Origin of the sequence: Nostoc sp. JL23 (assembly GCF_017115065.1) — a bacterium.
Lineage (GTDB): Bacteria > Cyanobacteriota > Cyanobacteriia > Cyanobacteriales > Nostocaceae > Nostoc > Nostoc punctiforme_A.
Genome location: NZ_JABXKN010000083.1, coordinates 1 through 14,100 on the forward strand (window position 1 = coordinate 1; position 14,100 = coordinate 14,100).

Annotated in this window: 11 protein-coding genes; 4 read left to right on the forward strand and 7 right to left on the reverse strand. The window is 42.7% G+C overall.

All coding sequences use genetic code 11. The annotated features are described in order from the left end of the window. Positions 1-178 precede the first annotated feature (178 nt). Positions 179-1,018, reverse strand: a complete 840-nt coding sequence (gene fdhD, locus HWQ42_RS17205) for a formate dehydrogenase accessory sulfurtransferase FdhD (RefSeq protein WP_292814260.1) — start codon at positions 1,016-1,018, stop codon at positions 179-181. Between the two features lie 74 nt (positions 1,019-1,092). Between fdhD and HWQ42_RS17210 the strand changes: the two genes are divergently transcribed. Then, positions 1,093-2,274, forward strand: coding sequence for a serine hydrolase (locus tag HWQ42_RS17210; RefSeq protein ID WP_292814262.1), 1,182 nt, complete (start codon positions 1,093-1,095; stop codon positions 2,272-2,274). A gap of 214 nt (positions 2,275-2,488) precedes the next feature. On the opposite strand, the gene HWQ42_RS17215 is transcribed toward HWQ42_RS17210, so the two are convergent. Beyond that, positions 2,489-3,208, reverse strand: a complete 720-nt coding sequence (locus HWQ42_RS17215; protein ID WP_292814264.1) for a Uma2 family endonuclease — start codon at positions 3,206-3,208, stop codon at positions 2,489-2,491. Positions 3,209-3,547: 339 nt separating this feature from the next. On the opposite strand from HWQ42_RS17215, the gene HWQ42_RS17220 reads away from it, so the two are divergent. Continuing rightward, entirely contained in the window at positions 3,548-3,997 is a 450-nt protein-coding gene (locus tag HWQ42_RS17220; protein ID WP_292814266.1) for an orange carotenoid protein N-terminal domain-containing protein, read from the forward strand. Positions 3,998-4,240: 243 nt separating this feature from the next. Here the strand turns inward: HWQ42_RS17220 and HWQ42_RS17225 are convergent, their stop codons facing one another. From HWQ42_RS17225 to HWQ42_RS17235, 3 genes are all read right to left on the reverse strand, one after another. After that, positions 4,241-6,472 (reverse strand): FdhF/YdeP family oxidoreductase, encoded by a 2,232-nt coding sequence (locus tag HWQ42_RS17225; RefSeq protein ID WP_292814268.1) that lies wholly within the window; start codon positions 6,470-6,472, stop codon positions 4,241-4,243. Positions 6,473-6,552: 80 nt separating this feature from the next. Continuing rightward, a complete protein-coding gene (locus HWQ42_RS17230) occupies positions 6,553-7,566 on the reverse strand; it encodes a glycosyltransferase family 2 protein (protein WP_292731685.1) in 1,014 nt (337 codons plus the stop codon). A gap of 14 nt (positions 7,567-7,580) precedes the next feature. Next, complete coding sequence (locus HWQ42_RS17235) at positions 7,581-8,285, reverse strand: C40 family peptidase (RefSeq protein WP_292731684.1); 705 nt, start codon at positions 8,283-8,285, stop codon at positions 7,581-7,583. 9 nt (positions 8,286-8,294) lie between these two features. On the opposite strand from HWQ42_RS17235, the gene HWQ42_RS17240 reads away from it, so the two are divergent. Beyond that, positions 8,295-9,227, forward strand: coding sequence for a serine hydrolase (locus HWQ42_RS17240; protein WP_292731682.1), 933 nt, complete (start codon positions 8,295-8,297; stop codon positions 9,225-9,227). Between the two features lie 366 nt (positions 9,228-9,593). Here HWQ42_RS17240 and HWQ42_RS17245 read toward each other — a convergent pair whose 3' ends face one another. Then, complete coding sequence (locus tag HWQ42_RS17245; RefSeq protein WP_292814270.1) at positions 9,594-11,234, reverse strand: metallophosphoesterase family protein; 1,641 nt, start codon at positions 11,232-11,234, stop codon at positions 9,594-9,596. Between the two features lie 455 nt (positions 11,235-11,689). Further along, positions 11,690-13,198 carry a DUF3131 domain-containing protein gene (locus HWQ42_RS17250; RefSeq protein ID WP_292814272.1) on the reverse strand — a complete coding sequence of 503 codons (1,509 nt, stop codon included), beginning with the start codon at positions 13,196-13,198 and terminating at the stop codon, positions 11,690-11,692. 150 nt (positions 13,199-13,348) lie between these two features. Between HWQ42_RS17250 and HWQ42_RS17255 the strand changes: the two genes are divergently transcribed. Beyond that, positions 13,349-13,924: a TIGR04376 family protein gene (locus tag HWQ42_RS17255; RefSeq protein ID WP_292731676.1), complete on the forward strand. Its 576-nt coding sequence runs from the start codon at positions 13,349-13,351 to the stop codon at positions 13,922-13,924. The last annotated feature ends 176 nt before the right edge of the window (positions 13,925-14,100 follow it).

Here is a 14,100-nt window from a genome sequence, read left to right on the forward strand (position 1 = left end):
TCACTGGTGGATTAAAATCGGGGCTTAATCGTAAGTGATTTACCGAACATGATATCATTAAGAAAAAGCACAAAGATGTCTTAACCGAGCCGATCAATGTTGGGTTTCGCGTTGCTCAACTCAACCTACAAATTTTTTTGCAACAATTTAGCCTTGCTACGCCACTATAAAAGTGTTCTTAAGCAGCCTTAATTCTTTGCAAACCAGTGTAAATATTGAACCGTTCTCCGCGCAGAAATCCAATTAAGGTAATCCCGAATTCCTTGGCGACAGATACCGCCAAACTACTGGGAGCGGAAACAGAACAGACAATAGGAACTCCAGCAGTTGTAGACTTTTGCAAAATCTCAAAACTAGAGCGCCCACTAACCAGGACAATACAATTATTTAAAGGCAACTCATTACTGAGCAAAGCTGTACCAATCAATTTATCCAAAGCATTATGTCGCCCAACATCCTCCCACAGATTTAATAGTTGTCCTTGAATATCGAAGATAGCCGCAGCGTGCAAACCCCCTGTAGCGGTGAAAATACCTTGAGCAGCCCGGAGTTTATCTGGTAGGCTGTAGATAATCTCAGGTGTTACCGTTGGTCCAGAAGAAATCACTGGACATCCCCGCAGACGTAAAGCCTCAAGGCTAGCTTTACCACACACCCCACAGGCGCTACTAGTGTAGAAATGACGCTCCAAAAGCTGTAAGTCTGGAATTAAACCATCCCGCAGTTCCACATTTACAATATTATGGTGCTGTTCACCATCCACCAATTCATCAACGCAGTAGCTGATACGTCGAATATCTTCTCTGCTATTAACGACTCCTTCACTGTAGAGGAAACCGGCAGCTAGTTCAAAATCTGCCCCTGGTGTCCGCATTGTTACAGCTACCGTCTTCTGGAAAGGAACAAGACGAATTTCTAAAGGTTCTTCAGTGGTGAGTTGGTCTAAACGCGATCGCATTTTACCATTTTCCACAACCCAGACAGTGGCTTTGGTCTTGCTTTTAGTTGCCATTTTCATATTTTTGAGAGTTGGTGAATTTAAATTTTGACCCTAATCTGGGAACAAAGTTCGGTTTCTGTTTAGTAAGTAAAATGAACCTAAAACTTTTGGCTTTCAGCAAAATTTTATTGGCAATAGTCTTTGTGATTTCCCTTGGTTTTACAGGATATTTAGTAGCTAGTAACATTAGTCAGAGAGTAATTGAAAAATCTCTTGCTAAACAAGTGATTTCTACCTCCACCGTAGGAAAAAGTTCTCAATTACAAAAACTTTTAAATGAGATAATTGTAGAACAGAAAATCCCTGGTGCAGTCATGTATATTACTACACCTAAAGGTTCTTGGTTAGGAGCATCTGGTGTCAATAACTTGTCAACTAAAACTCGGATGAAACCCACAGATGGCTTTTCTATTGCCAGTATGAGTAAAACTTTTATGGCGGTAGTTGTCCTGAAATTAGTGGAGCAAGGGAAGATAGAATTAGATGGGGCGATCGCAACCTACTTACCAAGAGATATTAGTCCTCATATTGTCAACAGCGAAAAAATTACAGTTCGTCAACTGCTCAACCATACTAGTGGTGTTGCTGAATACTTAGATACAAAAGAATTTATTCAAGCTACAGCGAAAAGAAGCCGCTCACAGCCTTGGACAGCTAGAGAAGCTATTCAGTATATGTATCAAGAAGAACCGCAGGCAAATCCTGGAGAAAAATTTATTTATACTGATTGCAACTACATTCTTTTGGAACTGATTGTTGAAAACATCACTAGGGGAACTCTCGCACAAGCAATCCGCAGCCAGATTTTAAAACCATTGGGATTAAAACATACCTTCACAGAATTGCGCGAACCGACAATTGGCGAAGTTGCTACAGGTTATGGCGATCGCAATAAGGATGGTAAGCTAGATAGCTACGCCCAAGTCAATGATGGCAATGGTTTGGGAGATGGGGGATTGGTTTCAACAGCAGAGGATTTAGCCAAGTTCGCCAAAGCGTTATTTGTCAAAAAAACTTTACTTTCGTCGAAGATGATGAAAGAAATGCTGAAATTTAAAGATAATGGCGCAGGCTATAGCTATGGCTTGGGTGTAGAACGGTTTTCATCTCCTTTAGCAAAAGCAATTGGGCATAGTGGTATGGCTTATGGCTTCGCAACATTGCTTGCATATTTACCCAATGAAAATACCACTATAGTAGTGCTGCTAAACAGTCAAAATGTTGATCTTAAATCAGTAGCTAGGACAGGTCTAGAGGTTGTTGAGAATAAATAATAGTGATTTGTAATTATGCTTGTAGGGTTGACATTATCATGTTCACACTACTGGGCTGATAAAATTTATGTGTCAATGTTCATTTATCAATAATTGGTGTTTTTAAGAAAGTAGTAATTAACCACTCAAAAAAGGATTGATAACGTTATATGTTAAATAATTCCTAACCTCCTTTGGTTGAGCTTCCATAATTTTTAGAGCAAGTCTACATACTTTAAATCGTATCTGGGTCAACACCCAATTCTCGCAGTTTTGCTGCTAGGCGTTCAGCACGTTGTTTTTCTTGTTCAGCACGTTGTCTTTCTTGTTCGGCGTGTTCCGCTTCCCACTGGGCAATTTCTTCAGGTGTAGGAATTACTTGTCCTTCGGCATTGAAATAGCGTAATTGATTTTCATGAACGCCCAAGTACAAACTTAGCTGCTGACTCCACAACAATCCTTGTGGGTTGGGTTCTATAGGTTGATATGTACCTCCCACCAAAATAAACCCAGCAAATTCTAGATTCTTGGGGTCAAACCAGAAATATTCAGGAGTGCGAAAGATATCTTGATAAATTTGTTTTTTTAAGCCCTTGTCAATCGCTGCGGTTGATTTTGAAAGCAGTTCTATAATCAAATTTGGATATTTGCCGTCTTCTTCCCAAACAACCCAACTATCACGGGGTTTGCGTTCAGTATTTAAAACGACAAAGAAATCTGGCCCCCGAAAGTCTTCGGATTTACGCTGGCGTGGACTGTAATGAATGCTAATATTCCCCGCCGCAAAGTAGTCATTAAAGCGATTGATGTCTCGCCACCACCAATCAATACATTTTATCAATAGCAGCATTTGCTGCAAATGTAGGTATGTTTCCAATGGTGGTTCGTTACTTTCTAAATCCCCAGGTGGAAATATAACATCTTCTGGGGTTTCAAAATCTTTGGCGACAGACATGGCTGCAAGTTTTGGAGTGATGTTAAGTTGAGCGTAGCAGTCGGAAAGCCTTAATATTAGGTTTGCTTTTCTAAGCGTACTATATGCATTATAATCAGGAACCCTTTCAAGCGATCGCTTAGAGTCACAGACGTTACTTAGCTTGCATATACATCGAAATAGGCATTTTTGTAACTAGCAATTTCAGTTATCTATATCTGTCTTATGTAGCGATCCCTACCCTAAGTAGGGTTATCCATTTCTATTTGTTCGTTAAGTTATATGAAGGTACTGAAAGCAAATTTTCTCATTTCCGTAACTAACGAAATCAGAATACCCTTAACTTAGTTGGAGTTTTTTATGACTTACACAATTGATGAAGCAACAAAACCGGCTTTAGAAAGTTTTCAACGCTTTGATGTAGATACTCAGCTAGCCCTACTTTGGTTCGGTTATTTGGATCTTAAAGAGCAGCTAAAGCCTGCACCTCCTCAAAGCGTAGAAGTTCCTGCTAAAGCACTCTTTGACAAATTCCTGGACTTGTCTAAAGAAGAGCAACTGCAAGCACAACGCGACATTATTAATGGTGCAGCTAACGATATCAGCCAAACCTATAATAGTCTAAGTCCCAATGCCAAATTAGACGTTTGGTTTCTGCTGGCACAAGGAATGGAGGATGGAAGCATAATTCAAGTGCCCTCTGACTATCAACTTCCTGGTGAAACGGATGAATTTATCGCATTGATCAAAAATCTGGAGTTTGAGCAACGGATTAATTTCATGTTGAGTGTAGTGGAAGCGATAGGTTAGGTAAGTCTAAGAACTCTCAATGGGTATCTAAAATTAGGGATAACTGAAAGTAGCAAATTAAGCTAGATCTGGCTGTTTTTGCTCTACTTTAATAGTGGTTAACTTAGAACTACCGCAGAGATGCTTATCTTTGCGGTAGTTTTGATGCAAATTTTATCAAGTTTGCTTGATTATACCAATTCAATTAATGATTGCAACACATCTTTGGGTAAAGACGCGATGAATCGCGTCTCTACAAATGGTCTATTTGTCGCATTTTTTTTCCAAGCGCACGATCGCATTATAATCAGGGACACCTTCGAGCGATCGCTTACTTTTATCTAGTAGCACATTCCCTTCTGGCCAATGTACTTGCAAGTTACCTGACTGAATTGGCGCAATGTAGACTTGACATAACAACTCACCTAAATCATTCTTAAGAATGACGCGATCGCTATCTTTTAAACCCAACTGTGCCGCATCAGCAGCATTCATTAGCACCGCCTCTCGCATCGCCCCAGTAATGGCATCTTTGCGTTCCTGCACCATACTATTAAATTGTTTGCCTCGGCGGGTTGCTAATAAAAAATAGCCTTCTGGTAATTCTCTTTGGCGTGGCAATAATACGCCAAAGTGTGCCTTCCCATCGGCTGTCGGGAAATTCCAACCAAAGCACAAATGTGAGCCGCCATATTGAAATTGATCGCCAGCTTGCTGTAAGTGTTGAATACCAGCATATTGGGGGACAACTTGAGCAATTTCTTGACGGATAGCAGCTGTGTCCGCAAAAGCCAGCTTATCTGCCAAATCTGGTTTTACCCGTCTTGCCAATTCTAAAAACACTTCCCACTCTGGGCGCGCTTCTCCAATGCGCGGCCCTGGAATTTCTGGATTGAAAATTACTCGGCGTTCGGTGTTAGTTTCTGTGACTCCCCCTGGTATTTCGTAGCGAGTCGTCGCAGGTAACAGCACCACAGTATCAGCAGGTTCTACCAACATTTGGCTGGAGAGAACAATATCTATATGTACCCGCAGTGGTATTTTCTTCAACGCTGCTTCCACATAATCTGGTTCTGGCAGCACTTCTAAAAAATTTCCCCCCACAGAAACCAACACTTCTATTTCCCCCTGATGTGCGGCGTTAATCATTTCTGGAGCAATTAAACCTTTGCTTGCTGGCACATCAAAGCCCCAATGCTGACTCAATTGGGCAGCATTTTCTGGAGTGATAGGTTTACCACCAGGAAATACTGTCGCGTAACATCCCATTTCTGCACCACCCTGCACCCCAGAGTGCCCGCGAATTGGCATTAAACCACAACCTTCCCGACCGACAAAACCTTTGGTGAGAGCTAAGTTAATGATACTTCGCACATTATCTTCACCGCATTCATGCTGAGTAATGCCCATACTCCAAACAAACACGGCTTTATTCGCTTCTTTGACCATTTTGGCAAAGGCGTACATTGACTCACGCGATGTTCCAGAAAGCCGCTCCAATTCTTCCCAAGATTGGCTTTCTAAAGATGTTTTGAGTTCGGCAAAGCCAACTGTATGTAAATTTATAAATGATTGGTCTACCCAGTTGTTAGCAATTATATGTTTAATAGTGCCATTTAAAAATGCTATATCCCCGCCCATGTTAATTAAGAAGAAGTCTTCGGCAAACTTTGTACCGAAAACGGCACTTTCTACAATTGAGGGAACCCAATAGCGCTCCATTCCTGGTTCGCGGTAAGTATTAATGACTACAATCTTTGTGCCAGCTTTCTTAGCGTAATGGAGATACTTAACGGTAACAGGCTGATTGTTGGCAACATTGGAGCCAATGAAGACTAATAAATCAGTACCAATCCAGTCTTTATAAGAACAAGTGGTAGCCCCAGCACCGATAGCAGCTTTCAATCCCGCCGTACTGGGAGAATGACAAATGCGGGCAGCGTTATCAATATTATTGCTTCCCATTGCCCGCACAGCTTTTTGGGTAGCATAATAAGTTTCGTTGACAGTACCGCGACTGGTGACATAGAAACTGAGACGATCTGGTGTAGTACTGCGGATGCGATCGCTAATTACCCCTAAAGCTTCATCCCAGGTCACACGGCGAAAGCCTTTTTCCCCGCGTTGACGAATCATCGGGTACGGGAGCCTTCCCAAGTCGCGTAATTGGGCACTTTTTTGCTTTTGCAACTGCGAGACATCTGCCAATAGCAGAGGGTCAAAAGCTGGCATCGTATTCATCCGCAACAGCCGCAACCGGACATTGCAGAGATGGATACCATCTAAAGTCCAATCCTTCATCCCAGTTGTTCCGAGAGCGCAACCATCACAGACACCTTTATCGAGAATATTCCACGCGTAAGGTAATTTGCCACGAGACAGCCAGATTGCCCGAAATACTTCCCAATAGTTGTTAGGGTACTGTTCACCAATGCCAAAAGGTTTCCAACTTGCCCAATTTGAAGGAGTCCAGTGCTTTTTGGGTTTAGGTAACATGATTTAGTATGTATTAGTTACTGGATTCTTCAAGGCTAGCGTTTTAAGTAGCATTTAAGCAGCAGGCGCTTATTGTTACGTTACTTAAGATTTTTTGCTACCACCTCTCGCACGCGATAGATAGGCCGCCCTTGGGATTCGTGGTATGTACGCATGAGCAATTCTGCCAAAAGACCGAAGCAAAACAACTGCACTCCAGTTAGTAACAATAGAACTGCCAAAATCAGCAAAGGGCGATTGCCAATCATCTCACCTAAAGCCAATTTGACAAAAGTCAAGTAAATTCCGATCGCAGTGCCCGAAAACATGGAAATCAAGCCCAACAGCCCAAAAACGTGCATTGGACGGGTGAGGAATTTTTTCATAAACAGAATGGTTAACAAATCCATCAATACCCGGAATGTCCGCCAAATTCCATATTTACTACGACCAAAGCGACGGGCATGATGACGTACAGGTATTTCAGTAATTCTAGCGCCTTCGATGTACGCCAAAGCAGGTAAAAATCGGTGTAATTCTCCGTAGAGGTTCATATCTGCCAAAAGTTCTGCACGATAGGCTTTCAGCGAACAGCCATAGTCATGAATATTTACACTAGTGGTGCGGCGAATTAGCCAATTGGCAATTTTGGAAGGAAGTAACCGATTGACAGCCCCATCTTGGCGTTTTTGCCGCCAACCACTCACCAAATCGTAACCCTCATCCAGCTTTGCTAATAACATCGGGATATCAGCCGGATCGTTTTGGAGATCGGCATCTAAAGTAACGATCGCTTTACCGACTGCATAATAAAATCCAGCAGCCATCGCCGCAGTTTGTCCGTAGTTGCGACGCAAAATCACCGCCTTTAAATCAGTGCGGATTTGTGCCTGTTCTTTGAGAAAAGCCCCAGAACCATCTGTAGAACCATCATCTACACAAATGATTTCATAATTTACCTGACTAGAAGATAAAGTAGAGGCGATCGCTTCTAGTAAAAGCGGCAAACTTTCCACCTCGTCATGTATCGGCACCACCACCGAAACATCTGGGACAATTGCTGAAATCGCCCCATCTTCCTCACTACTCCTTTCGGAAATCAACCCACTCCTCATAAGTCTCAGCGCCCTCAGCGTCTCTGTGGTTCGTAACTCTTAAAAACTCTACCAGCACCTCGCAGCTGCTGATAGTACGACTGACTAACCGCATCTCCCTGTTCCGAGAGAATATCAATTCCGATCCCATTCCGTCCCTGTTCTTTCCCAGAACTATGGATATAATAACCATCCGCCAAATAAAGCCCTACATGGGTGGCTTTTTGGCTAGTGCCAAAAAAGACCAGATCCCCGGCTGCTAATTCTGCAATTGTAATTGGTTGAGTGAATCCTTCCTGTTGATAGGCATCTCTAGGTAGCCAAATACCCACGGAAGCAAACGCCGCCTGCATTAAGCCAGAACAGTCATAATTTGGCCCAACCGTACCACCCCAAAGGTAATAATTTGATTGTTGCATCGCTTTTTGGGTAAAGGCGATAATCTCTGCTAGGAGTTTTTTAATCTCCGATTCAGAAAATGTTGCAGCCTGATAAGGTACAGTAGCAGATTGTAATGAATCAAAATCTGAAAGAGATACCCATCCTGGATAGTCATCTTCACATAAATACACCTCAACCGCCGAATTTTGATGATTTGATGTTACCCACAAATGTCTCCCAGATGCAGCTTGAGTTGCTAAACGCGTACATTCAGGAGAATCATATAAATTCAGGTCAGCTAAACACTGATACTCCCCTGATTGTGGATTTTGGATTTTGGATTTTAGATTAAAGGACATTATTAGAGAATGATTTTTTTTAATAAAGACGAACAACTCGAAAATCTTGGTAATGGCATTTTAGATGCAACTTGGGCAGCATTTCCGACCTTAGCACGTAACCAAATTGCCTTGACTTGGGTTGTTTACGATCCACCAGTGCGAGTAAATACTGGTGGGGCGCTGACTCCCAACGCTTTTTGGGATCACCCAGTTCGTGGTTTCACTTATCGGGGTGTTGAGCGGATTTATCCTGCCAGTGTAGTCAAGCTATTTTACCTGGTGGCGGTAAATGAATGGCTAGAAAAAGGCATGAGTCAAACCTCCAAGGAGTTGGAGCGAGCTTTGCGGGATATGATTGTTGATTCTGGTAACGATGCTACCAGCTTGGTTGTGGATATTTTGAGTGGCACCACATCAGGGCCAGAATTACCAGTTGGCCCCTTTGAAACCTGGAAATATCAGCGTAATATTGTTAACCGCTATTACCAATCTTTGGGTTGGGAAGAAATGGAGACGATTAACGTCTGTCAAAAAACTTGGAGTGATGGCCCTTATGGACGAGAACGGGCATTTGTGGGAGAGTTACTGGAAAATCGCAATATGTTGACCACAAATGCGATCGCTAGGTTACTGCATAGTATTGTAGGTGGAGTGGCGGTTTCAAGTGCGCGATCGCAAGCCATGATGGCTTTACTCAAACGTCCTCTCAACGATTTGCCCACTGACAGAGACGAAGATCAGGTAACAGGTTTTTTAGGCGGTGGACTCCCTGAAAATGCTCAAATTTGGTCAAAGGCAGGTTGGACAAGTCAAGTTCACCATGATGCCGCGTATATTGAATTACCAGAACAGCGTCCTTACCTCTTAGTGGTATTTACTGAAGGGAAAGCCCAAGCTAGGAGTCGGGATATTTTGCCCTTTGTTTCTGGGCGAGTTGCCGATGCGATCGCTAGTCTATAATCCAATACGGTTCAGTTAAGGCTAAAACTTTTTATCAAAGTCAAATTTTTTAACGAACCGCAGAGGCACAGAGGGAACAGAGAGAAGAAAAAAATGCTTAACCCAAGCGTATTGGTCTTATAATCTCAGGAATGACGCAGAAGAGATCCCCCCTTTGTTTACTTGTGTTATCCATATTTTTGTAACAGTCAAAGTATTGCGCTCACCCGATATCCCGCCTTGGAATTTATTCCGAGGCGGGAATAAGAACCAAGTGCAAGACTTAACAAATGATACTAATGTAATGACAAACCTTTTTAAGGGGGAGTGCGCTACGCGAACGAAATTTCAGGTTTTCAATGCGTAACCTAGATTTCTCTTATAAGACTATTTCAACTTAAATTCGTCAAACTTCAAGACTTCCGAATCAGGCTTACGAGTATCAAAACGATAACTACTTATCGTACCCGTCCCTGTATCAAAGATACTGAAAACTGTAATATCATTACTCGCAATATAAGGCATCGGCTTTCCATCTTCACCAAGCATTGGGGCAATTGTTGGCACTATCGGTTCTAACCCATTGGGATCGCCAAGCTGAACATAATCCTCTTGATATCCAATTGGTACTTCTCGCTTTCTTTCACCCCAAGCAGCACCGTAAGTATTACCCACATTAGATGTTTCTAGAAAGTGCATTCCACTGGGACTAACAAAGCGGTTCCACAAATGGGAATGCCCATAGAATACTAATTGCACATTAGCTGCTTCTAATAAAGGCACAACATCGCGGATAATATAATCTGCGTCTTTGGGATACTCGTAACGCACTGCTTTGATATTGCCGCTATCCCGTTCAATTATCTGTACTGGTTCTGTATAAGCAGGAACTATATTATCACCCAAAGTATGGGGTGGGTGATGGAACATCACAACTTTGTATTTTGCTTGTTGAAACTCAGGGCTGTTAAGTTCCGACTCTAGCCAATTGTACTGCTTACTGCCTTTAGCAATTGGCTCATAAATCACCTGTCCATAACCCCAATTTTCAGGATTATTTAAATCCTTTTCAGCTTCCTGATATCTACCCCTACGCTTTCCATTTAAGTTGGGAGTCCGCCACATATTCGTAGCGTAGAGTACCACCAAACGCGTATCACCAAAACTAACTGCATAATATCTTTTTCCACCCTCTTTACTTTTTGGTAAAGAGAAAATCTCTTCGTAGGTATTAGTATTAAAAGAATTATCGATTAAAGATTTATCTGGGTAGATTTTTTGAGCAACTACACGGGGGATTGTATCATCAAATTCATCATTTAAACTTCCCGTCCTGGCAAAGCGCCCCATCACCTCATGATTACCAATGCAAGTAAACATGGGTGCGTGTTGAATTATTTGTCCACCAGTGTAGGTTGTCTTAACGTCGTTGTGCGTTATTTCATATTTAGCACGACCTTGTAAACCGGGAAACAACGCACCACCAACATTATCATCAAACCATTCTGACGCGCGATCGCTAACATTGACTAAATCACCAGCAAACCACACTCCATCAACTCGCCCCACTGTTTCTACCACCTTTTGCAGATTTGCCGCTGTCATCGGCTTTAATTGATGATCTGAGGTAAGTAGAATTTTTAGTGGTGTATCTGATTTGGGAGTAGCTGCAAGGCTGAAAACATCACTGTCAACACTTTTGCCGTCTTCTTGCACACTCGTGACACGATAGTTAACCCGCACACCAGGAGTTAACCCAGTTACCTCAGCCTCATGTCGCCAAATGTCCCGTTGGACGGGCTTTTGATAAACTTGTCCGTCTTCGGTTTGGTTTGCAACTCTTGATTGTTGGTCTTCACGTGTGCGACTGAGTTTGGTAGTACTTGCCTTAGCAGTTTGTTTGAGATTTTCGCCGTAGGTTACTGTGTGATTAACACCAGCAAATTCAGTAAACCAAACTACTCGTACTGAAGTTGCAGTTGGCAATTGCAAAAATGGGTCGGTGAGCAGTTGGGGTGCTGATGTCATAATTGTTTGCCCAAATGAACGCACACTTACCAGAGTAAAGCATATAACAAGCACAAGCATCGCTACTGAGGAAATTTTTCGGCTGCGTAAGCGTCTGAGCATGAGCAAGATACCAAATTTTAGGGTATTCACCGACTGAAGGCATTTTATTATAAGAAATATGCCGAAAACCCTTGAAAAATAGCAATTTATACCAATTCAAAAAATGTTTACGACAGATAAGCCCACCCGCGCTGACGCGCACCCTCTCTTGCTAAGGCTACGGTATACACACAAGTCTGAAGTAGCTGATTAACCAGGGTTTTACCCCACCCTAACCCTCCCCTTGCAAAGGGGAGGGAACTAGATTTTCTTGTTTCCCCCCTTGGCAAGGGGGGATTAAGGGGGGTAATTTGACTTGTGTGATACCATAGCTGATGCTTTGGGGAGGGGTATTATCACGGATATGAAATAACTTACGGCCTTTTTATAGTCTTCCCGGTTGACTTATGACTCTTGACTCCTGCCCAAACAGTAAGTGGCTGCCCAACTTGCTTATACAGTAAGCTCTCCAGAATTACACCATTATTATTAGCGGTGAGAGTTTTATTTGGCTGACGCAGAGACTCATAAAAGCCGTTATACCAGCCTTCTTGAGACTGAAGGTTGCCTTGAACAAAATCAAATAACTGACGGGTATAAGCAGTGTTATAAAGTACATGCCAGCCGATCGCAGCTTTGGCACTGAGGAATCGCAAATTGTTGTGCTGTTCTCTGGTATCTGCGATGGTTGCCCAAGGTTCTCCGTTGACAAATAGGCTGCTGTAAACAAAGTATGGCGGGCGATCTAAGTTATCTTCGGTGACGGCAGTTAATTGTTTTGTGGCTTCATAACGCGCGGCTTGAGCAGCTAAAATCCGATCGGCATAAGCTTTAGGCAAAGCTTGAAACCCAGTTTCAATGCCATCTAAGATATAGGGTTCGCTAAGAACGTAGTTATTGGCTCCAGAATTTTGATAGTCCCGTTTGTCGTAAGGAATTCCCTGTCCGTAAAGATCGACAAAGGCAGTATGGGACTGATAATCTAAGGCTTGCTTAACATCCAAGCCCCAAAGCTTCAAACCATAAGCAGCATAATTTTCATAGCCCAAGCGACCTTCTTGATTGTACTGTTCTTTGCCTTTGATAACGGCAGTACCGTACATTTGGCCATTTGTGGTCAGACGCTTGACTTGCCAGTGTTTCCAAACTGCTGCTGTTTGCGATCGCATTTCTGGATACTTTGCCTCGACAATCTTTAACCAGATTGCCATTCTTCCCAAATCAATGGCTGACCAGCCAATTTCTTCCCGTTTTTCTAGTTGACCATAATTAACAGGTACGAGAGTTTTCGCATTGTAAACTTTGTTGGGTAGTTCTCCTTTATACAAAGGCATTGATGCCAGTGTATTCAACATTTTGCTCATTTTGGCTTCAAATTCAGCCACAGGCACGATATTGAGTTCTCTAGCACTGACTAAGGCTGCGATCGCTGCTGTCTGATCCCACATACTTACAGCAGCAAAGCCATCAACGGAATTAACTAAGCCAGTTTCATCGTTCCAGTTGCGCTGGAAGTATGACCAAGCAATACGTGCCGTTGTTGTTTCTTCTGGAGTCAGTTTTCCAACTCCAGGAGCAGTATAGGGAATTATAGCTACTGTTAGTTGGTTCTTAGGAATGGGTTGACCTGGCAAAACTACGGATTGAGCATCAAGGCTGGCAACTATTTCAGCTTCTTTTGCACTAGAGACAGGGGATTGGAGTTTCTCTGGTTGTAAAGCAATTGGGGATGTTGATATTTCAGCTTTTTTTATAATAGAAGTATTGGAAAATTGTTTAGACCAACCATTTAAAATTGCGATCGCGATCGCAGCGGTAACGACTCCTCCTACAGTAGCTAGTATGGACAAGCTCTTAGGTGGTGGTTGAAAGTCAGAACTCATGCTGATATAAAGCCTTATGTTGTTAGTCAGTGTTACTTGCGTATTTTCACTAAATACATTCTTCCCAACTTTGAAATCTAACTAACACCCAGAAGTCCACTTGACTACTACAATAAAATAGTCACGCACCCGATCTCTGGAGTTCTAGCAGTGGGCTTATTTGATGATTTGAGTCGGTTTTTAGAAAACCGTTTAGAAGAATTCTTGCGTAATAATCCACATTTGGAGCTAGAAGCGCTGCTAGAACAGCTGCGTGAGCAAGAAGAAGATACATTAAAGCTAATCGCAGATTTAAGATTACAAGAGAAGCGATCGGAAGAAGAAATTCTCTCCACCGCTCAAGAAATTCAGCGTTGGCATATCCGTATTCAAAAAGCCAAGAACGCCAATAGAGAGGATTTGGCAGCGGCGGCGGGTGAGCGAGAAGCAGCCCTATTGCGCGAAGGAAATCAGCGCTGGGGACACATGCAAGGGCTGAAAGAACGCATTAACCAATCTCAGGAACTACTGCAAAAAATTCAGCAACGGCGACAGGAGGTACAAGCTAAAGCCGCCGAAGCACAAACAGCCCGTGCTAAAGCGCAAACCCAGCAGCGTTCGGAAAGTATTGGCTGGTCGAATCAAACTAGCAATTTTTCTAGTGGGTTTGATGACTTAGAAGAGAAGTTCCGTAGCTGGGAAACTCAGGATGAGTTAGAGCAAATGAAGCGGAATATGCAGAAGTAGCGCGTATTGGCTAAAATACGCCGAAATAGCAAATGAGTACGCCGAAATAGCAAATGCGTTCGCCGAAATAGCAAATGAGTACGCCGAAATAGCAAATGAGTACGCCGAAATAGCAAATGAGTACGCCGAAATAGCAAATGAGTACGCCGAAATAGCAAATGCGTTCGCCGAAATAG